The organism is Ekhidna sp. (genome assembly GCF_039940915.1).
In the GTDB taxonomy this organism is placed as follows: domain Bacteria; phylum Bacteroidota; class Bacteroidia; order Cytophagales; family Cyclobacteriaceae; genus Ekhidna.
Genome location: NZ_JBDVFO010000001.1, coordinates 1,211,658 through 1,232,564, shown reverse-complemented (window position 1 = coordinate 1,232,564; position 20,907 = coordinate 1,211,658). Strand labels below are relative to the sequence as shown.

General features: G+C 41.0%; 16 protein-coding genes. 9 read left to right on the top strand and 7 right to left on the bottom strand.

Going from position 1 to position 20,907, the window contains the following annotated elements:
- From ABJF57_RS05430 to ABJF57_RS05420, 3 genes are all read left to right on the top strand, one after another.
- Window positions 1–999: tail fiber domain-containing protein (locus ABJF57_RS05430; RefSeq protein ID WP_462260554.1), on the top strand; the 999-nt coding region annotated here is incomplete at its 5' end.
- Window positions 996–2,213, top strand: coding sequence for a T9SS type B sorting domain-containing protein (locus tag ABJF57_RS05425; protein ID WP_462230431.1), 1,218 nt, complete (start codon window positions 996–998; stop codon window positions 2,211–2,213). The genes ABJF57_RS05430 and ABJF57_RS05425, both read left to right, overlap by 4 nt.
- Entirely contained in the window at window positions 2,210–3,247 is a 1,038-nt protein-coding gene (locus ABJF57_RS05420) for a PorP/SprF family type IX secretion system membrane protein (protein WP_462230433.1), read from the top strand. The genes ABJF57_RS05425 and ABJF57_RS05420 overlap by 4 nt, the downstream gene beginning before the upstream one ends.
- On the opposite strand, the gene ABJF57_RS05415 is transcribed toward ABJF57_RS05420, so the two are convergent.
- Window positions 3,244–7,317 carry an OmpA family protein gene (locus ABJF57_RS05415; protein WP_462230435.1) on the bottom strand — a complete coding sequence of 1,358 codons (4,074 nt, stop codon included), beginning with the start codon at window positions 7,315–7,317 and terminating at the stop codon, window positions 3,244–3,246. The two genes, ABJF57_RS05420 and ABJF57_RS05415, sit on opposite strands and share 4 nt — an antisense overlap.
- A gap of 16 nt (window positions 7,318–7,333) precedes the next feature.
- On the bottom strand, window positions 7,334–10,315 hold the full coding sequence (locus tag ABJF57_RS05410) for a CHAT domain-containing protein (RefSeq protein ID WP_462230437.1): 2,982 nt from the start codon (window positions 10,313–10,315) through the stop codon (window positions 7,334–7,336).
- 159 nt (window positions 10,316–10,474) lie between these two features.
- Here ABJF57_RS05410 and cysS point away from each other — a divergent pair, with 159 nt between their 5' ends.
- Window positions 10,475–11,959, top strand: coding sequence for a cysteine--tRNA ligase (gene cysS / locus ABJF57_RS05405; protein ID WP_462230439.1), 1,485 nt, complete (start codon window positions 10,475–10,477; stop codon window positions 11,957–11,959).
- Between the two features lie 414 nt (window positions 11,960–12,373).
- Here the strand turns inward: cysS and mazG are convergent, their stop codons facing one another.
- On the bottom strand, window positions 12,374–13,168 hold the full coding sequence (gene mazG / locus ABJF57_RS05400; protein ID WP_462230441.1) for a nucleoside triphosphate pyrophosphohydrolase: 795 nt from the start codon (window positions 13,166–13,168) through the stop codon (window positions 12,374–12,376).
- A gap of 81 nt (window positions 13,169–13,249) precedes the next feature.
- Here mazG and ABJF57_RS05395 point away from each other — a divergent pair, with 81 nt between their 5' ends.
- The 4 genes from ABJF57_RS05395 to ABJF57_RS05380 all read left to right on the top strand — a co-directional run bounded on the left by ABJF57_RS05395 (window position 13,250) and on the right by ABJF57_RS05380 (window position 16,545).
- Complete coding sequence (locus ABJF57_RS05395) at window positions 13,250–13,477, top strand: hypothetical protein (RefSeq protein WP_462230443.1); 228 nt, start codon at window positions 13,250–13,252, stop codon at window positions 13,475–13,477.
- A gap of 75 nt (window positions 13,478–13,552) precedes the next feature.
- Window positions 13,553–14,935 (top strand): phosphoglucosamine mutase, encoded by a 1,383-nt coding sequence (gene glmM, locus ABJF57_RS05390; protein ID WP_462230445.1) that lies wholly within the window; start codon window positions 13,553–13,555, stop codon window positions 14,933–14,935.
- A 12-nt stretch (window positions 14,936–14,947) separates the two neighbouring features.
- Complete coding sequence (locus ABJF57_RS05385; protein ID WP_462230447.1) at window positions 14,948–16,087, top strand: cysteine desulfurase family protein; 1,140 nt, start codon at window positions 14,948–14,950, stop codon at window positions 16,085–16,087.
- Window positions 16,084–16,545, top strand: coding sequence for a DoxX family protein (locus ABJF57_RS05380; RefSeq protein WP_462230449.1), 462 nt, complete (start codon window positions 16,084–16,086; stop codon window positions 16,543–16,545). Before ABJF57_RS05385 ends, ABJF57_RS05380 begins: the two co-directional genes overlap by 4 nt.
- Here ABJF57_RS05380 and ABJF57_RS05375 read toward each other — a convergent pair.
- The 4 genes from ABJF57_RS05375 to ABJF57_RS05360 are packed head-to-tail and all read right to left on the bottom strand — an operon-like array spanning window position 16,542 to window position 19,105.
- The gene (locus tag ABJF57_RS05375) at window positions 16,542–16,835 is read right to left on the bottom strand and encodes a hypothetical protein (protein ID WP_462236032.1); all 294 of its coding nucleotides are present in this window, start codon (window positions 16,833–16,835) and stop codon (window positions 16,542–16,544) included. The genes ABJF57_RS05380 and ABJF57_RS05375 overlap by 4 nt on opposite strands.
- Window positions 16,836–17,849, bottom strand: a complete 1,014-nt coding sequence (hemH, locus tag ABJF57_RS05370) for a ferrochelatase (RefSeq protein ID WP_462230453.1) — start codon at window positions 17,847–17,849, stop codon at window positions 16,836–16,838.
- A gap of 5 nt (window positions 17,850–17,854) precedes the next feature.
- Window positions 17,855–18,445: an SNARE-associated domain-containing protein gene (locus ABJF57_RS05365; protein WP_462230455.1), complete on the bottom strand. Its 591-nt coding sequence runs from the start codon at window positions 18,443–18,445 to the stop codon at window positions 17,855–17,857.
- 27 nt (window positions 18,446–18,472) lie between these two features.
- Window positions 18,473–19,105, bottom strand: coding sequence for a hypothetical protein (locus ABJF57_RS05360; protein ID WP_462236030.1), 633 nt, complete (start codon window positions 19,103–19,105; stop codon window positions 18,473–18,475).
- A gap of 91 nt (window positions 19,106–19,196) precedes the next feature.
- Between ABJF57_RS05360 and recJ the strand changes: the two genes are divergently transcribed.
- Window positions 19,197–20,894 (top strand): single-stranded-DNA-specific exonuclease RecJ, encoded by a 1,698-nt coding sequence (gene recJ, locus ABJF57_RS05355; protein WP_462230459.1) that lies wholly within the window; start codon window positions 19,197–19,199, stop codon window positions 20,892–20,894.
- Window positions 20,895–20,907: the final 13 nt, after the last annotated feature.

The following is a 20,907-nucleotide window of genomic DNA, read 5'->3' as shown; positions in this document are numbered from 1 at the left end:
AACACCGATGAACTCGCAGCTGATGCGGTAACAAACGCCAAGCTTGCCGATGATGCAGTCAACACCGAGAACATCACCGATGCAACTATCGCTACGGCGGATATCGCACTCGATGCTATCGATAATACCCTGGTAGCTGATGATGCCATCAACACCGAGAACATTGCCGACGGACAAGTACAAACCACTGATATCGCCAACCTGAACGTTACCACTGGGAAGCTAGCAGCTGATGCGGTAACAAATGCTCAGCTTGCTGATGATGCAGTCAACACCGAGAACATTGCCGACGGACAAGTACAAACCACTGATATTGCCAACCTGAACGTCACCACTGGGAAGCTAGCAGCTGATGCGGTAACAAATGCTCAGCTTGCTGATGATGCAGTCAACACTGAAAATATTACCGATGGCACCATCGCTAACTCTGACATCAACGCTGCTGCGGCTATCGCCGGAACCAAAATATCTCCAAACTTTGGCTCTCAAAATATTTCTACATCCGGAACACTTGGAGCTGGAGCCACGACAGTTACTTCATTGAAGGTAAGTTCCTTAGGTGATGGCTCTGTGTCTATTATAAATGGAGATGGTACCGTTACATCATCTGATAGAAGGTTAAAAGAGAACATTGCGCTCCTTCAAAATACACTAACTAAACTAGATGGGCTTGGCGGATATAATTATAACTACAAAGCAGATACTGATAAGAAAAAGCAAATAGGAGTAATTGCTCAGGAACTTGAAAAAGTATTTCCCGAATTAGTAGTTGTTGACGAGAGAGGGTATAAGATGGTGAATTACCAAGGCTTGATTCCAGTACTCATTCAGGCAATCAAAGAACAACAACTGGAAATCAGCTCTTTGAATCAGAAAGTAGCAACTCAAGAAGCAAGACTATCAGAGTTGGATGCAGATAATAAGGAAATGAAGAGCGACCTTGATCTGATCAAGAAAATGCTAATGGGCGATAAAACAGCTAAAAGCGAGGACAAATGAGAAAACTGATCTACATATTCGGTTTAGTCCCTTGCATAGCCCTGGGACAACTATGGATTCCCACAAATGGACTTGTCCATATTTCGGAAGGTGCAAATCTTGAAGTGGGGGGTGATCTCGAAAACAATGGCGTGATTCAAAACAGGGGAACGCTTTCATTATATGGGAATTGGGTTTCTAATGCGAATTTCAATGGGCTCACGGGAACTCTTCAGTTTCTTGGTGGGTCTAATCAAATGATAAGTCCTCCCCAGCTGACTGTAAGCGAAATTGTAGTTAACCAGGGAGGAGAGGTAAATTTCCCTGGCAGTCAGTACATTGTTTTAGATAGGTTGGAGCTCCAATTTGGTAATATTAAAACTGGAGAAGACACGCGATTTGTTTTAGAGCCAACCGCCAAAATAATAGGAGGATCTAATTCTTCGTATTTTGATGGGACTCTCATTGCAAAAGGCAGTGGTATTAAGACATTTCCTGTCGGCCGAGATGGCTTATATGCTCCAATTACACTATTAAGTGTATTTGGATTAAATACGGAAATTGCAGCAAGTTTCCTACGTGGAAATTCTGTTGATCCTATTCCTGGTGATAGCTTATTGGGGGTTTCGCATCGTGGACTCTGGGAACTGGAGCTTCTCAATGGGGCTACTGATCCAACCAAAGTTGAATTGGAATTCAGTGAGGAAGATTTAAATGATTTTAGGGTGCCAAATAATATTCGTCATCGCGTAAACTCTCCTGTTATTGCCTACGCAACTGATCCAGCAGGCACCTACAGGTCGCTTGGTGTAGAATCCATTAATGATTCCGATTCTCTTACCTATGGAACGATTGTTAGTGAGTTAACGCTGCAACCTACCTTGGGTCAAAAGCTTTATTTGGCTATGGGGCTTGCTCCAAGAGTGCCAAGTGAAGGTTTGTATTTCATTCCAGAAGCATTTTCACCTCAAGCTAGTGACCCGAAAAATCGGACGTTCAGAATATTTGGGGAACGGATATCGGATGAGGGATTTGACCTACAGATTTACAACAGATATGGAGTGGTTGTATACGCTACAAGTTCATTTGAAGAAGCAAATCAAAATGGGTGGAATGGTCAAAATCAAAAAACAGGAGCCGCAGAACCTGCGGGAGTTTATTATTATACTGTAAAACTTCAATTTGAAACAGGGTTGCCAGTGCAGCAGAAAGGAGCTTTTTATCTAGTAAAATGAAGAAGATCATAACCATATTGCTCCTAGTATTGACTACCAAAGTAGTTGGTCAAGACGCTCAATTTTCACAGTATTATGCTGCCTCTCTTTACTTAAATCCTGCATTCAGTGGAATATATAATGATCCGTCTGTGCACATGAATCATAAACGTCAGCTTCAAAGTGTTGATGTTTTAAATGAGCTGACTCAGGTTTCTTTCATTTTTCCAATAAAGCCAAAAGGAAGTCTCGAGCAATCTTTGGGTGGTGCAGGTATCATGGCATTTAATGAAAAAAGTGGCTTTCAAGGCATTTATGAACGTAACTCTGTATTTGTCAACTATGCCCATAATCTAAAATTTGGCCTGTTAACTTCATACCTAATCTCCATTGGAGTGCAAGCCGGACTCGAGATGCGTAAGTTAAATTTCAGCAATCTTACATGGGGGTCACAATACAATGCTTTTTATGGCTTTGACAATACCTTGCCCCTGCCGGTTACGGAGTTTAATGAGCAACAGCAAAATGTAGTGGTAAACGCAGGGATCATGTATTATTACAACCCAGAGAGGAACTACTTACTCCATAAGTACAGTGCGTTCGTCGGGATGTCTGCGACGAACTTAAATAGGCCAAATACTTCGTTTACTATCAGTTCTGAAAATACTCCTCCCATCCTTTTGAAATACAATGGTGGAATTGAGTTTAAGGTGCGAAAAATGTTTATAACTCCTAGTCTCTTGTATTTATATATACGCCAAAATCAGCAGTTTAACGCCGGGTTGAACATGGCTTATGTACCAAATGCTGATCGATATAGAGCCAGAGGCTCACAATTGCTCTTTGGTGCTTGGTACAGATTGCGAGACTCCTTCATTTTCATGGGCGGAGTAAAAGTGAATTCACTTACGGTTCGGGTAAGCTACGACATGAATAGTACCTTATTTGTCCCACAGAAAGGAATAGATCTGGCTCAAAACTCATTCGAGATTTCGATTCAATATTCTCTTTCTAAAAACCTGGGAGCTAGAAAAATCTCCAATCCATTATTCTAATTCTTAGGATAAATGATCAACCTGGAGCCTGGCTCAAGTGCGGTAGAGCTTAGGCCATTTTGCTCCATGATTAATTCCTCAGGAACATTGAATTTCTTAGAAACTATTTGAAGGTTATCTCCCGCTTGAACTGTATACACAAAGTCGCTACCGCTTTTTATGTCTGCAGGTACTACAAGATTATAATCCGGTTCGATTTCGCCATCTTTCTTCAACCTTATTGGTTGGTATGCTGAAAAATCGCTACTTCCAAGTCCATTCAGGCTTCTAATTCTTTCCGCCGGAACACCCATGCTTCCAGAGAGTTTTGTAACAGTCACACCAGGCCTAATCAAATAGAAGTTTCCAAAAGACTCTCTTCTCTTGCCTATGAGTCTTACATCCAAACGTCGATTCAATTGTCGTCCATATGGGTTACCATTATCAGCTATTGGCTTTTCAGATCCGTGCCAGATTACGGATATCCTTGACTGATCAATTCCCTTTTGAATCAAATAATCCCTTGCCGAATATCCTCTATCCTTACTCAAGGCAAGATTAAGTTCTGGGGTTCCCGTATCATCTGTGTGAGATTCTATTTCTATTTTTTCCCCACTCTCCCGATACGCGACGATTACCTCATCCAACAGAATTTTTACTTCCGGTCGCAAGTCTGATGAATTTACATCAAAGAAAGCTCGGGTTGCATTTGTGAAAATGCCCGCTTCCTTCTCTCTTCTTCCATCAACATTAAAATCCTCAAGAACTACGGACTCAGCGTCTGTACCTTTTTTGAAGGTCAAATCGTATTTGGCAGGTGAGACTTTGAATTCAAACTTTCCTGCTGAATCTGTATATCCTTCTATTACCGTTTTTGTATTGTCGAACTCAATAAGAGTTATGGCATAAGATGAAAGCGGCGTACCTGTTGTAGCACCTAAGAGTTTACCAGTAATAGTGATTTCATCATAACCGTCTATCTTATTTATTGGAAGTGTAATTTTAATTTCATCCAGCTCTTCAGAGGCTAAGATGTCCTCTGCGCCCATAAGCTTTTGGCTTCCGGCTTCTTCTTCGTCCAGATTAGTCCCTGCTGCCATTGCAATAATATCCACAGGTGCTTCATCCACATCTTTTGCATCTAATGCCAGATTCTCGGTGAGAATCCTATCATTGTTAAACCTGAACTTTTTGATTCTTTCTAACAAATCATTTTCGCTAGCTGAAAGCGTTACTCTTGCTCGCGCATCAGCTTCAGGAAGAACATACTTACCATTGCGTTTTGGAAGACCCTTATCAAGAACAACTCTGCTTACAAAGGCCTTTCGATCTTGCGACAGGTTGTTGTAATAGGTGAATGCATTGCGTATAAATGATTGCTCACTCGATTTAATTTCTTGACCAGAAACTTGCTTTGCCAATGCCGCGATATGCACTTTCTCCTGGCCTGTTATCTTCGTCAGTTTCTGCTGATCGCTTAACTTGACAGTTCTTTCCGAATACTCACTCACCAGGTAATCAAGCGCAATTACATTATCAATAACTCGCTTTCTACTTTCACTTAGCTGCTCATACTGATTGATATCGCTATTCGTCAAACGTGCGCTGGGATCAGCCCCTTCTACTGGCGCCGTTGCTGTAGTCACAACTTTTGGTGTAGAATTGAAAAATATAGGTTTAGCTTCACTTAGATAAGAGTCATAAGCAGTCTTCACAAATCGCTGGACAGCTTTTTTCTGTAGCTCATTAAGCTCTGGCTTCATTTCCAAAAGCTTATTTACCGTTTCTTCAGGGGTATCGCTTAAAGCTGCTTGAAGTTCTGTCTGAGAGAATGTTGTTTCTGTCAGGTAAATACTTGAATTCGCAAGGTTTGATATCTGCTTTAATAACAGTTTATCAAGAATGCTCTTATCCTTAGAATTCTTGTTCTTGTAAACGTCTAAATCCGCGTTACTTACGTTTTGATCAAAATTGGTTAGATCGGATGTCATGAATGTTGTTGCGATGGATTTCAACTTCTCCTTATCTTCATCATTGAGTGCTTCATAGAAGTCACGATCTTCTTTTAACAGGCGATATTTTTCTTCATTGCTCAGACCGATAAGTCTTTCTCTAATCGCTGCATTCACATCCTCAACTGATTCATTGTTATCCCGCATAAATACCTTTTCATTCATATCAAGTGATATGCTTCCTAAGTTTCTTTTTTCCCTCAGGTATTTAATTGCTATACCATCAAGGCTTTTTTGCTCTTTCGAATCAAAGGAATTGTATGTTGGGGTAGCCGGTTTGAACTGCTGAGCATTTCTCAACCGATCAGAAATTAAAATATCAATCTTTTCACGTTCATCCGTACTTACGCCGCTGTAAAAACTAAACACATCATCTTCCAGGTTCACGCTGTTACCCATACCCTGCTGCTCCAGGTAGGTCGATACTATATTGTCAACTTTTCTCCTTTTATCGTTGCTTAGCTGTTGATAGTAATAGTCATCTTCCGTACGTATAGACCTAATCATATTGCTGGTCATCTTACGCACTCTAGCATTCACGATTTTATCTATTCTCTCCTTGTCGTCTTCGCTTAACGATTTGTATACCGCAAGTTGTCTGTCCGTTAGAATTAGGTCCACTTCTGAAACAGAAGATGAAAGCATCCTAGAAATGATCTGATTTATTATTTCAGTCTCACTGCTATCGAAATTATAGTCGTCGGTAAATAGCGAATTTCGCCCAGCAATTGTCCCCTCGTTTGAAACCTCTGAAATTATGTCGCTTTTTGATCGGACATTGAATCCATAGATATCAAACTTTCCAATACCATCTTCTCTATTTGAAGACAAGTATCCTTTTGTTCTGCCCATGAAAAAGAAAATATCATCTTTGTATGAATTGAATGGTATTCCTGCATTGTAAATTTCAGCAGTCTCAAACTTTGTTCCTCGAGCAATGTAGATATCGAATCCACCAAACCCTCTGTGTCCATTTGAGGCAAAGAATAAAACCCTTTCATGCGGATCATAAAACGGCGAAACCTCATTAAATGGTGTGTTTATTTGATCTCCCAAATGAGTTGGTGGTCCCCAATTTTCATCTCCAGCATTTATACTCATGTATATATCCAGAAGTCCCAGTCCCCCTTCTCTATCAGAGACAAAAAAGAGTGTGTCTCCTCCAGGGGTTAGGTTTGGATGTTTTGAATTAAATCCATATTCATTGATGTTGAAATTAAGCGACTTTGGCTCACTCCATCTACCACCAATCAATTGAGACATATAAATATGACAAACGTCCCCAAGGTCTTCATCACAGTTGGTATAGTAAAACTTGTTTCGTTCGAGATTAAAAGATCCTGATCCATCACCATATTTTGTGTTAATCATTTTTTCAAATCGATCTCCTTGATCCACTTCTTTCCATTCTCCATTTTCTCTGGTAAACCTGAATAGGTCGGCGAAAGACTCTCCAAACTGGTTGTCTACCAAACTTCCTTTACCGCTGCTCCTTGCACTTGTAAGGCAAACGATAGAATCTGTACCTACACTGAAAGCAGCATAATCATTGTACTCAGAATTCAAAGGGGCTGTGAGAGGAGCAAATCTATGATCAGGGTGAACGAGGGTAATTTGGTTCAATGCTAACTGGCACCCGTCTATCTCAATCTTCGCTTGCTTATAATATGATCTGTATTTTTCTGATTCATGAAGTTCATTAGCAACCAAAAACTTTCGAAATGATTTAAAATTTTGAAGCGCTTGATCGTATCGTCCCTTCAACTTCTGCATTGTTGCGTAGTAAAAGCCTGCAAGAGGATATCTAACATCCTGACTTGCACCTATCGCTTCATAATGATACTCTGCACTTTCATAGTCCTGAATTAGGCGATAGCACTCTGCAAGTTGGTACTGAGCCTTAATGTTGGTCGGGCTCTCAAGCAGTGCTTCTTTATAGTACCTTATTGCACTCATGTACTGATCATTTTTAAAATAATCGTCACCTACTGTCAAGATGTTGCGTACAGCCACATTGTTCGTTTGCGCTGTTGCAAAACATGTGATTAAAAATCCTAATAGAAAGAATGTCTTCCTCATAACTTCAAAAAATTTATTACCCGTTACCAGTTAAAATAAACGCTCCCCATACTTTTGGATCACTATATTTTTTTCTTATTTCAAACTGAGCATATTTAAGTGATTCCTTCACTTTATTGGTTTCATTAAGCTTTTGATAAAACAAGATCATCAATTCGCTTGATATTTTATCATCTATTTTAGATAGACTTGTTATAATATTTCTAGCTCCAGCTACTATAAAAGCTCGCTGGAGGCCATAGATACCATCACTATTTTCTGCATCCTCGGACCCAAACTCACAAGACGGTAAAACAACCAGTTGTGTTTTACTTAAATCTAAATTCATTGCTTCATACGCTGTAAGGATTCCATCATTCTCAGGAATCGTACGGATACCTTTCATAAATCTTGAAAAGGTTTCTGATGCTCCAGCCAAATAAATCCCTGACCTAAAAAGTGGATTGTCGATGGGGCTATGGTTTGCTATAAAATTGTATTGATCATTGAAAAACGTATGTGAATCGATATGCAAAACGGTCGGATTATAGGCAGATCTTATCTTGAGCTCATTGGCATCTGCCCTTAGGTGCGATTTTACATGCCAGTCTTCGCTCAATACGTTTTCTATTCCTCTTATTTCGTTTTCAGACTCCGGCATACTCACCAGACTTAGTCTGTTATCGCTTTCTTCTTGATTATATGTTGGATTGCCAAACAAATATGATTTTCTGTTGAAAATCTCCATTTCAGGTCTAAAAAGATCCTTTGATGTTGTAAGGTAAGAAACGTAATACTTGTCTATCAGATTATCCCCATTTGGTGTCGTAAGGGTATTGGGATTGGTTTTATAGAAAATTCCATCTGGAACTACCAAGATCGAGCTCACATTTTTTAGCTGATCATCTATTGGCTTCCAAAATAAATCATACGTTAAATTCTTACCCTCATCATTTGAAACCGTATTTTCAAGGCGTTCCGAATGTTGCTCTTCCGTTTCATTTTCTGCTCCAAGGAACACATAGCTAGGCTCCGGTTGTCCGTACTGAAAGATTATGGCCAAATACCTCGTGTTATCTGTGAACCCAAAGAGTGTCCCAACCGATTGGGTTAATGATTTAAACTCTCTTACACGAATGAGCTTTACGATTGCTCCCCCTGGTTTGACATACTCCTGAACGCTTCTCCAGTTTTTGTCAACTTTGTGGAGCGACTCTTCAAAATTAGGCAGCTTCTGTTCCAGTTCTTTTTCAAGTTGATCTATTCTCGACTCTTCATATTCCAGGTTGACATTTTGTTCATTCAATTCCTGAACTCCCATCTGATAGTAACTTGCTAGTAACCTTTTGTCCGACCGCCACTTTCTGTATTTTTCTTTCAGTTCAAAATCCTGACTTTCATTCACATGGTCTTGAATGTTTTTTGAAGGGTTAAACAAGAAACCTTTGGTCTTGATTTGAAAGTCGAAAATATTCTTAACTAACTCAGGGTTATCCTCCAATAGCTGCGAGGCTACATAATTGTATCTATCGATATTCGACTTGATTCTTTCATAAAATATTTCCCGATCTCCTTCAGTCATGATAGGAAACAAAGTGCCAATTTGTCCTATCTGAACTTCAATGGATTTTCTAAAAAAACTTTCCGCCTCGATATTACTATTTATTGCGAGACTATGCATTCCCATATACTCAAGTGCGCTTGCATAGCTAGGATGATTTACACCCAACACTCGCTCTCTAATGGTTACAGCCTCTCTGTAAAAACGATCTGCTTCTTGTTCTCTACCCAAAGAGCTATATAGAACTGCTACATTAATAAGTGTGGTAGCATAATTGGGATGATTCTTACCGTAGATTTTTTCATCAATTCCCAATACTTCCATGTAATATTTTTCAGCTTGAGCATTGTTTCCCAGCTTTCTTTCAACCCTGGCCAGATTGTTTAGTGTGTTGGCATAGTACGGATGATTTACACCGAACTTGACTTTATAGGTAGCCAATGCATCTACGAATAGATCACGAGCTCCTTCAATATCACCAGAAGAAAGTGCCAATGTCCCCAGGTTGTTTTTTGCAGTCGCATAAAAAGGGTGATCGGTTCCCACATTTTCTTCACTCTCGATGATCACCTCTTGAAACATTTGACTTGCCTTTCTTGTCTCTCCCATTTGATGATACATAATCCCCAAGTCATTGAGCGTTTCTATTATGAGGATATCTGCTTCATCCGGGATACTTCTCTTCAGTCTTAATACCTCAAGTAGCGTACTTTCTGCTTCATCGAACCTCCCCATACGTTCATAAAAGATCGCCAAGTGCTCCAAAGACTCTGCACGCTCTACGGCATATTGTGCTCCCAATGATTCATAGATGGTGGAACTAAGGTTGATGAATTTTTCTCCTTCGGTTGGATCTCCATTCAAAATAAGGATTCGTCCTTTGTGCATACATATCTCAGCAAAATCCGGAGAAAGGTCATTTCCGCTAGCTACCAATTGATCATAGCAATTGTTGTAAATGCTCAAAGCAAGAGTGTACGACCCGGCTTCTTCATAGAGCATGGCCATTTTAGCTCGAGCAATCCAAAAATCAGTTTTTGGGCCTGGGATCTCTCCTAAAATATCCAGTGACTTTTGTATATAGCGTCTTGCTAAATCGAATTCCACCTGATCTGTATAGAGGATACCCATATTGAGTAGCGCCATCGCATAGTCCTTTTGATTAGGAATACCGGCTTCTTCATGGTACAATATGGATAGGTTGAGGTTGCGTTCCGCTTCAAAAGCATCAAGCAGATTGAGGTTTAGATAACCAAGGTTATTGTAGATTTTAGCTCGTTGATGATAAGTCAGATCATCAACGTAATTTTCAATTATGGAATTGAAATTATTGGTGGCCTGCTCCCAGTGATTTTGTTCCAAGTTTTGCTCAGCTTGGGCAATCAGATTACTTATGTTTTGCGCACTGCAAACATGAATAATCAATGAAAAAAATATACAGGCGGGTACGTTTTTCATCGTGGCGATTAATCTCACCACTAACCTACGCATTTAATCAGGAAATGGTAAAAATTCAATTGAAGTAAAACAGGATTTTTTTGCAGTAAAAAAGGATTCACCAACCAGAGCGTTAAATTTTCGATAAATACCTTTCTTTGCGACACAGAAAACAGGCTCATGATAGGAAAACTCAAGGTTTTTAATTCCCTCACTCGACAGAAGGAAGATTTTAAGGCATTAAACCCGCCTCATGTAGGCATGTATGTATGCGGACCAACGGTTTATAGCAATGTTCACCTGGGAAACGTGCGCACATTTTTGAGCTTTGATGTCGTATACAGGTATCTTCAATTTATCGGATACAAAGTACGATATGTACGAAATATCACCGATGTAGGGCATCTCTCTGACACTGGGGAAGACAAGATATCCAAGAAAGCAAAATTGGATCAACTTGAGCCGATGGAAATTGTGCAGCTATATGCCAATGATTTTCATGATGTCATGCATTCATTTAATGCAATCCCTCCAGATATTGAGCCTTCTGCGATTGGGCATTTGATGGAACAGATAGAAATGACCCAAAAGCTCATTGACAATGGGTTCGCCTATGAGTCGAATGGGTCCGTTTATTTTGACGTAGAGAAGTACCATAAGGAAAATGACAATTCTTACGGCATACTTAGTGGGAGAAAAATTGAGGACTTACTCTCCGAGACCCGTGACCTGGATGGCGGGAGTGATAAAAAAAGCCCGCTAGACTTTGCCCTGTGGAAAAAGGCCTCGCCAGAACACATCATGCGATGGAAAACTGATTGGAGTGATGGATTTCCTGGTTGGCACCTCGAATGCTCCGTGATGAGCACAAAATATTTGGGTGAAGAGTTTGACATTCACGGCGGTGGAATGGACCTTAAATTTCCTCATCATGAATGTGAGATTGCGCAGAATGCCGGGACACACGGACATGGCGGAGCTAAGTATTGGCTACACACCAACATGCTCACAGTAAATGGTCAGAAGATGAGTAAGTCTCTTGGAAACTCTTTCCTTCCGCGAGAACTCATGAGTGGTGAGCATGAACTATTGTCTCGCGGATATAGCCCAATGACCGTTCGTTTCTTCATGATGCAGTCTCATTATGCAAGTACACTCGACTTTTCCAACGACGCCTTGGAAGCTGCCAGAAAAGGGTATGTGCGCCTGGCCAATGGCATGCGTATAATGCAGGAGATGGAGTGGCTGCAGGATGATGGTGAGCTGAATGAAAAACAGGTGGAGCAAATCAGCAAGATGCTTGACAATCTCTACTATGCCATGAATGACGATTTCAATACCGCGTTAACCATCGGCCACTTGTTCAATTTGGTAAAGAAGATTAATTCCCTGCACACTGGACAATTAAAATTCGGAGAAATTGGTGAAGAGCTTTTCAAGCGGATGAAAGAGACTTTCCTTGGATTTGCAGAAGATGTACTGGGACTGAAGGTAGAAGCTGATGTGGACTACAAATCCTTGATCGATACAATCCTTGGAGAATACAAAGACGCGAAGTTTAACCGGGACTTTGAGCGTGTAGATAAATTACGAGCAGAGCTAAAGGCAGAAGGCATCGTTGTGAAGGATATGAAAGAAAAGATTGAGTGGGCGTTTGAGGAGTGATTTGATTTGCAAATTATTGGATTTGGTGATTTGAAGATCACACCTCTCCATTTTCCATTTTGATTAAGGCTCTAAGAAAGAATCAAAAACAGAATTGAGGTGAATAGCACAATTATTAATGCTAAAAGAATAGCTTGTCTTCTTTGGGTTCTTTTCTGTCTTGCATAAAACTTTTCTAAGAAAATTCTTCTCTTCTCCGAATCAAATTCTTGGGTCTTTTCCTCGACTCTTTTTTTGATATAATGCAGGTTATTCTCCTCGTAAATTTTCTTCAAAGACTTCTTTCCCTTAAGAAAACCCCTATTACTCCTATAGGACTTGACCATAAAATCCATTACACCAAATCCACCCATAATATGAAAGTTACTTAATCAAACACGAAAGAATCTTCAAATCGAATCAACCTCCCAATCTTCAAATCAATTTAGCTTTCTCCCAATATTCATCCATTTCTTCCAACGTCATCTCACCGAGACTTTTACCGTCTTTCTTCGATTCTGACTCCAGGTATTGAAAGCGTTTAATAAATTTCTTGTTGGTTCTTTCAAGCGCATCTTCAGGATTGATGTCGACAAAGCGTGCGTAATTGATCAGTGAAAAAAGCAAATCACCAAACTCTCCAGCTTGCTTTTCTTTTTCACTTTCGGCTTGAAATTCCTGCATTTCTTCCTGCACTTTTTCCCACACCTGATCCTGATTGTCCCAATCGAATCCTACACCTCTGGCTTTCTCCTGAATACGCATAGCCTTCACCAAAGCAGGCAAAGATTTAGGCACACCACCGAGCACCGATTGATTGCCCTTCTCCTTCAGTTTTATCTTTTCCCAATTGGCTTTGACCGCCTCTTCATCTTCTGCATTTACATTGCCATAAATGTGTGGGTGGCGTCTGATCAGCTTATCGCAAACGGAATTCAACACATCAGATACATCAAAAGCTTTTTTCTCATCACCAATACGAGCATAGAAAACCAGGTGAAGCATCAAATCTCCTAGTTCATTTTTCACTTCCTCCAGATCATTCTCAATAATGGCATCCGAAAGCTCATAGGTCTCTTCGATCGTCAGGTGTCGGAGCGTCTCCATTGTTTGTTTTTTATCCCATGGACAATTTTCCCGAAGCTCATCCATGATGGTGAGCAGTCGATCAAACGCCTCAAGCTTGGAGGCACGATTCGGATCTGGTGCTGAAAGTGGTTTTTTTGACATCTAAATGGAATTGAAATCTAGTCTTCTTTGTTGACCATCTACAGCCGCAAATTGGCTATTTTTGCACCAAAATATGAACGAATGCAGGTAGTATTATTAGGAATTGGAATATTCGCATTGTTTTTTGTGGGGTTGTCTATCCGCATTTTGCTAAAAAAAGATGGAGAATTTAAGGGGACATGCGCTTCTCAGAACCCTTACCTCAATAAAGAAGGTGCGTCCTGTGGGTTTTGTGGTAAGACGGTTACGCCTGGGCAAGACTGTGCAAACCCCGACTCAGAGGTAAACAAGGTGTTGGCTAAGTTCTGACTAGAGACTTCTTGCAAATACTTTGTACTTCTGACTACATATCTATATTTGCGCACCGCTTAAAACACTAACGCTTTGACATTAATAAAATCAATATCCGGCCTACGAGGAACGATAGGAGGAAAAGCCGGAGATAATCTATCACCTTTGGATGTCGTCAAGTTTGCTGCAGGCTATGGAGCCTGGCTCAAAGACGCCCATAAGAAACCCAAAGTCATCATCGGAAGGGACGCAAGGCCGTCCGGCACATCTTTCACTCAATTGGTTGCCAACACGCTGGTAAATCAGGGCATCGATGTGGTGGATCTTGGGTTAAGCACAACACCTACCGTAGAAATGGCTGTTCTTGCCGAGAAAGCTCAAGGTGGAATCATCCTAACTGCAAGTCATAACCCTGCAGGCTGGAATGCGCTAAAACTACTCAATGACAAAGGAGAGTTTATCTCTGCAGAAGAAGGTAAAAAAGTACTGGACTACTCTGAATCGAAAGATATTGAGTTTGTTCCATCGCAGAAGTTTGGAAAGCTGACTACCAACGATTTTTACATCGATCATCACATTGAGCAGATTTTGCAGCATCCGTTGGTCGATGTTGAGGCAATTAAAGCAGCTGAATTTAAGGTAGTGGTAGACGCAGTAAACAGCACCGGCGGGGTTTCCATTGTCCCTTTGCTTCGGCAAATGGGCGTTGAGGTGAAAGAACTCTTCTGTGAGCCTACCGGCAATTTTCCTCACAATCCGGAACCGCTCCCTGAAAACCTTCAGCAGATCAGCAGTGAACTCGAAAACGGAAATTATGATCTTGGTGTTGTAGTTGACCCTGATGTGGATCGTTTGGCCTTGATATGTGAAAATGGTGAGCCTTTTGGTGAGGAATATACGCTTGTGGCAGTAGCTGACTATGTGCTTTCGAAAAAGAAAGGCAATACCGTATCTAACCTATCTTCGACACGTGCGCTAAGAGACATCACTGAAAAGCATGGATGCGAATACAATGCATCTGCCGTAGGCGAGGTACATGTAGTTGCCAAAATGAAAGAAACGAAAGCGGTAATTGGTGGAGAAGGAAATGGAGGAGTAATTGTTCCGGATTTACATTATGGAAGAGACGCGCTCGCAGGGGTCGCACTATTCCTTACGCATTTAGCGAATTTTGGAAAGAGTACTTCAATGCTTCGCGCAACGTATCCAAACTATCACATTTCCAAAAATAAAATAGAGCTGACTCCTGACATCAATGTGGATGGAGTACTTGATGCGATAAAAGAAAAATATAAAGGCCAGCCCATCAATTTGGTAGATGGAGTCAAAATAGAGTTTGATAAAGAGTGGGTGCAATTGCGAAAGTCAAATACTGAGCCGATAATTCGTATTTTTGCAGAGTCTGAAAGTCAGAGTACGGCTGAGCATTTGGCTAAAAAACTGATAATGGACATTAAGGAAGTGATTTCCGGCTAAAATCTACTAGTTATGAAAGTGTATTTTGATAATGCTGCTACCACAGCAATAGACATAGACGTCTTTGAGGCAATGAAGCCTTACATGCTCGAGCATTTTGGCAATCCATCGTCAATCCATGCGCATGGAAGACAAGTACGAACGGCCATCGAACGTTCGCGTAAAAAAGTCGCTGACTTATTGAATGCTGCTCCTGCCGAAATCTTCTTTACCTCAGGTGGGACAGAAGCTGACAATACAGCTATTCGATGCACGGTCAGCGAAAAAGGCATCGAGCACATCATTACCAGTAAGATCGAGCATCATGCAGTTTTGCATACCGTTGAGTCGCTCGCCAAGAGAGGTATAAAGGTTAGCTATGTCAACCTCAATGATAAAGGTCAAGTCGACTATGACCACCTCGAAGACTTACTCAAGAGCCACCCAAATACGCTAGTTACGTTAATGCACGCCAACAATGAAATTGGCAACTTGCTAGATATCGAGCGCGTAGGAGAAATGTGCAAAGCACACGGAGCATGCTTCCATTCAGATACTGTTCAGAGCATGGCTCACTATGCCCATGACATGCAAGAACTGAATCTTGATTTTGCGGTTGGGTCAGCCCACAAATTTCATGGTCCCAAAGGCATTGGGTTTCTCTATATCAATCACGAAAACAAAATTCACCCGTTCATCCATGGTGGCGCTCAAGAGCGCAACATGCGAGGTGGAACTGAAAATGTATACGGCATTGTAGGTCTTGCCAAAGCAATGGAAATCGCCTACGCTGATATGTCTGGTCATAGAAAACACATCGAGGAATTAAAAACGCGAATGATTGAAAAGCTAAGAAATGCCATTGATGATGTCGCCTTCAATGGTGTATCCGATGACCTGAATCAAAGCTTATATACTGTTCTCAATGTGTGCCTTCCTCCGAATGAGGATAACGACATGCTTCTTTTCAACCTTGACATTGAAGGAGTATCCGCGTCAGGTGGCAGTGCTTGCAGTAGCGGCTCAAGTATTGGCTCACATGTCTTGGCCGAGCTAAATAGAGATCAAAATCGTGGTGCGATTCGCTTTTCTTTCAGTAAATACAATACATTAGAGGAAGTGGATTATGCGGTTGAGAAGCTGGCCAAGCTTTATCAACCTGAAACTGCATGAATATAAAGCCAATTTTTCATTCATTCGAAACCAGAGATTTGATTCATATCATTCCTCGGATAATCGTGGCTATTATTCTCGCGCAGACACTCCCTTTCAAGTTTAGTGGAGCAGAAGAAAGCGTCTGGATATTTGAACAAATCGGATGGGAGCCTTGGGGGAGATACCTTATTGCCAGCATAGAAACTTGTGCCACCCTCCTTTTGCTCACTAATTATTACATTTTTGGTGCTATTATTTCACTCAGCATCATCAGTGCTGCCAATTTCCTTCATTTCACCAAGCTTGGCTTCATCGTCAACGATGACGGAGGAACACTTTTCGTTCTGAGTATCATCGTCATCTTTTGTTCGCTCTGGATCGTCCTTTATTGGAACATGCGGCGTGTGGATCAGAAAGTATCAAGCTTTGAATTGGAGTGGGATGAGGAAGAAGAGGAAGAGTTTTTGAAAGACTAAAGCAAAGCCATAAAAGAGTATATCAAGGCGGTTGTGAAAAAAGCTGTTAGAGCTATGGAAAGTAGTCCAATTTTCAAGCTCTTTATTCTTTCCCTTCTATAGTATTCGAGATACTTTCTACTCAATTCAAGTTTTTCATCTTCACTTAAATACGTTTTTGAAACAATTTTTGAGTTTTTGCCTATTGGCATTTGAAGGAGCTTATTATCAGCCAATCTTTTTCTTCTTATCAAGCTATTGAAATACTTGATCTGGCTATTCATGTAGGCTATGTGACCTCCACCTCCCATTTACTTAATCGCTATTCCCTTCAAGCATTCTACCCATTTATCTTCCGCATTTAGGCTCGGAACTAAATCCCATTTCTCACCACCTGCTTCGATGAAATCTTCTCGATACGTTTCGCCCACTTCTATGGTAGTTTCTAAGCAATCGGAAACAAAGGCCGGTGAAAATGCAAGCACTTTCTTAATTCCTTTTTGAGCCAGCTCTTTCAATGTTTCTTCCGTATACGGTTGTACCCAAGGGTCTTTGCCCAGACGGGACTGAAAACAGACAGTATAGTTTTCCTCTTCAATGCCTAACTTTTTAGTGATTAGTCGGGTGGTCTCAAAACATTGCGCTCTGTAACAGTATCTATTGTGCTCGTTGAGCGTAGCGCAGCAGCTTCCCAGCTGACAGTAATCTCCGTAAGATCCTTTTTTAATTTGGCGTTCCGGAAGGCCATGGTAGCTAAACAAGAAGTGATCATACGACTCCTTCTCCATCAGTCGTTTTCCTTGATCACAGATAGTCTCAATGAAAAGCTCCTCCTCTAGAAACTGAGAGGTGAACTTGATATCAGGTATGATCTGCCAGTTTTTAGTCAGCTCCATTACCCGATCAATCACCGATCCTGTTGTGGCCGAAGCATATTGCGGGAAAAGTGGAATGACATGGAGCGTGGCAACCTCCTCTCTCTGAAACTCTTCCAACACTGAAGAAAGTGAAGGATTCTGATAGCGCATAGCAAATTTCACGGAGTAATCGTCCGAGAGCTTCTTAGCCAATAGCTGAGTAATATCCTCTGTGTAATACTTGAGCGGGGAGCCTCGCTCGTCCCAGAGTTTTCGATACTCGGCAGCAGACTTAGGAGATCTGAAAGGTGCAATGATGCCATTGACCAATAAGAATCTTGGGAAAGCTGGAATATCGATGACGCGTTTATCCATCAAAAACTCCCGCAGATATTTACGGACATCTGAAACTGCTGTTGAATCAGGTGTTCCTAGGTTTACCAATAAAATTCCCTTCTTTTTAGTCATCGATTCTAGAAAATATTGGCCTCCCAGATCACAATTCCATACGCCAGAAAGCGAAGAAATCGGAAAAGCGAAAACCATAAGTACTTTTTAAATGAGTAATGCACAGATCCTACGAGCATGGCAATTCCTGAGAAAGGCAGAGGCGTGAGCGCTGCCACTACGACCAAAAAGCCGCCATAATTGTTTAAGTGTTTTTCAAATTTGCCAAAAACGCGGTACTTCATGATGCGGTAGAATCGGGTATTTTTTAAAAAAGCACCAATTCCAAAACCAATGATCCCAGCAGCATATGAGATGGCAGATAATGCTGCCACATTGTTTACATAGGTCATCAACACCTCATTTCTCAGCGACCAAATCATGAAAAACTCTGGCGGGATAATCCCAAAAATCACTTCTGAGGCAAGGAAGATGAAATACACAATGGTCGGCTGGTCATACACAGGCCCGAGTACTGTTTCCAAACTGAAGTTGTAGTTTTTTCTTAGGTAGATGAAACCCACAACTATAATCGCTAACCATAAAAACCCTCGTAAGAGGTTTTTGATCAGAAACCTTCGCCGATCAGGCAGTTCGTTATGGGTTTTGTTAGACATTATTCAAGCTAAACTGGAAATGCGAAACTATTGTTCCTCCGGCTTGGATTCCGGTTCTTTTTTTTGTTTCGATTTTGAAAATGAAACCCTCCAATATGGATCTTCTAGTTCTGTATATCTTCCATAGAACTGAGTAAGCATAATTTTCACGGCGTAGTTGAGTCTATTCTGAGCATCCTGAAAATAATCGATGCGATTCTTTGGGTGATAAATGAAAAACTTAATGATTGGAAAAGCACAGGTTCTGAAATCACCAAGAATTTTCTTCACGTCTGCTTTTTCTTTTTCAAGCGCTTTCATCGCTTTGCCACTGCAGTTGCCAATGCCTCGAATCAAGGGGATATAAATCTCATTTGATTGCTTATTAGTTTCTTCCATCTCTACACAAGCCTCTTCGCAGAACGCCTGCAAAATTCTCAATGAAGGAACGCTCATGGAGGCATCCGTAAAGACATCAGGCTGCCATAAAATTTCCCTGAACGTGAAAATTGACGGGAGCAACTCCGTGTCATAAGCGTCATCATCCTTTAGTGAGAGCATGGTCTCGGTAGTAATGGAATCAATTTTTACTTTGCCCGCACACAACGAATAGGACCAACCCTGCTCCTTGCTGTTGACCATTTTTAAAAAATTCCATATTTCGTTCAGCGCAATTTTCATCACAATCTCTAAATGGGTCACAAAATAAACATTTCAGCATCATATACAGCAATGCTCATTGATTTGCCTCCCGATTTTATATCTTCAACCCGTGGAAAAAAGATGGGTATATAAAGACGAACCTGATAAGGAGATTGTTGAAAAAATCAGCAGAGAAATCAACATTAGCGAGTACCTATCAAAAATACTGGTTCAAAGAGGCATTACCACTTTTGATGAGGCTAAGATTTTTTTCAGACCCTCGCTTTCTCGTTTGCATGACCCTTTCTTGATGCTCAACATGGATCGAGCAGTTAATCGGTTAACTGACGCGGTATTCAACAAAGAGAAAATTCTGATCTATGGAGATTACGACGTAGATGGTACCACATCGGTCAGTTTGATGTACCTGTTCTTAAAACAGTTTTCAGACCAACTTGAATTCTACATCCCAGATCGGTATACCGAAGGATATGGTATTTCCGAGAAAGGAATTAATCACGCCATAACAAACAACTTTGATTTGATCATAGCTCTGGATTGTGGCATAAGAGCCGTAGATAGAGCTAAGCAGGCCAAAGAAGCTGATATTGACCTGATCATTTGTGATCATCACTTACCGGGAGATGAACTGCCAGATGCCTTTGCTCTTTTGGATCCAAAGCAAAAGAACTGCCCATACCCATACAAGGAGCTTTCAGGCTGTGGCGTTGGATTCAAACTGCTTGAAGGATTCTGCCAACAGAATACCATTGAAAAGGAAAAGCTGTTTGATCTTTTGGATTTGGTTGCCGTGAGCATCGGATGCGACATTGTCCCCATCGTAGATGAAAACAGAATTCTTGCGCATTATGGATTAAAAAAATTAAACCTGGATCCTTCAGCAGGGTTAAAGTCCTTGATTGAGATCAGCGGAAAGAAAAATCAATTCTCCATTACGGATGTCGTGTTTTCGATTGGCCCAAGAATAAACGCTGCGGGTAGACTCACGCATGCTAAAGAATCTGTGAATCTGCTAATCGGAGATTCCACTCAAACTGATGCCTTTGCTGATAATCTGAATGACAGAAATAAAGAGCGTCGGGAATTTGATCAACAAATTACGGCTGAAGCACTAGAAATGATCAGTGAATTAGATGCTGACAAGAAATCCACGGTGCTCTTTAAGGAAGACTGGCACAAAGGGGTCATTGGCATAGTCGCATCCAGATGCATTGAGCATTACCATCGGCCCACCATTATACTTACTGAATCAAAAGGAAAGGCTACGGGCTCAGCACGATCCGTTGATGGGTTCGATGTGCACCAGGCCATATCAGATTGCGCCGAGTTGCTGGATCAATTTGGTGGGCATACACATGCAGCTGGTCTCACACTACCACTGACCAACGTAGAGAAGTTTATCAGCAAATTCGAAGAAGTGGTTGGTTCGCGTATTCTTCCAGACCAGCTCATTCCCAAGGTGGAAATAGATTGTGAAATACCCCTTTCCGAAATTACTTTTAAGACTTACAATGTGATGAATCAGATGGCACCATTTGGCCCTCAAAATATGTCTCCCGTCTTTGGCACAAAAAATGTATTCGTGGATGCCATACCGAAAGTGATCAAAGACAAACACCTCAAAGGATTTGTGCATGCAGAAAACAGCACCAGGCGTTTTGAGTTTATTGGATTTGGTATGGCAGATAAATTGGATCAAATCAATGTAGGAGAACCTTTTAATATAGCCTATCACCTGGAAGAAAATAATTACTTAGGAAATAAGTCACTCATTCTTAATCTCAAGGATGTAAGAATTGATGCATAACTTGCACATCTTT

Bases quoted from the DNA above. Each gene is read 5' to 3' on its own strand.
- ABJF57_RS05425 (WP_462230431.1), top strand. From the start codon at position 996: ATGAGAAAACTGATCTACATATTCGGTTTAGTCCCTTGCATAGCCCTG.
- ABJF57_RS05420 (WP_462230433.1), top strand. From the start codon at position 2,210: ATGAAGAAGATCATAACCATATTGCTCCTAGTATTGACTACCAAAGTA.
- ABJF57_RS05415 (WP_462230435.1), bottom strand. From the start codon at position 7,317: ATGAGGAAGACATTCTTTCTATTAGGATTTTTAATCACATGTTTTGCA.
- ABJF57_RS05410 (WP_462230437.1), bottom strand. From the start codon at position 10,315: ATGAAAAACGTACCCGCCTGTATATTTTTTTCATTGATTATTCATGTT.
- cysS (WP_462230439.1), top strand. From the start codon at position 10,475: ATGATAGGAAAACTCAAGGTTTTTAATTCCCTCACTCGACAGAAGGAA.
- mazG (WP_462230441.1), bottom strand. From the start codon at position 13,168: ATGTCAAAAAAACCACTTTCAGCACCAGATCCGAATCGTGCCTCCAAG.
- ABJF57_RS05395 (WP_462230443.1), top strand. From the start codon at position 13,250: ATGCAGGTAGTATTATTAGGAATTGGAATATTCGCATTGTTTTTTGTG.
- ABJF57_RS05385 (WP_462230447.1), top strand. From the start codon at position 14,948: ATGAAAGTGTATTTTGATAATGCTGCTACCACAGCAATAGACATAGAC.
- ABJF57_RS05380 (WP_462230449.1), top strand. From the start codon at position 16,084: ATGAATATAAAGCCAATTTTTCATTCATTCGAAACCAGAGATTTGATT.
- ABJF57_RS05375 (WP_462236032.1), bottom strand. From the start codon at position 16,835: ATGGGAGGTGGAGGTCACATAGCCTACATGAATAGCCAGATCAAGTAT.
- hemH (WP_462230453.1), bottom strand. From the start codon at position 17,849: ATGACTAAAAAGAAGGGAATTTTATTGGTAAACCTAGGAACACCTGAT.
- ABJF57_RS05365 (WP_462230455.1), bottom strand. From the start codon at position 18,445: ATGTCTAACAAAACCCATAACGAACTGCCTGATCGGCGAAGGTTTCTG.
- ABJF57_RS05360 (WP_462236030.1), bottom strand. From the start codon at position 19,105: ATGAAAATTGCGCTGAACGAAATATGGAATTTTTTAAAAATGGTCAAC.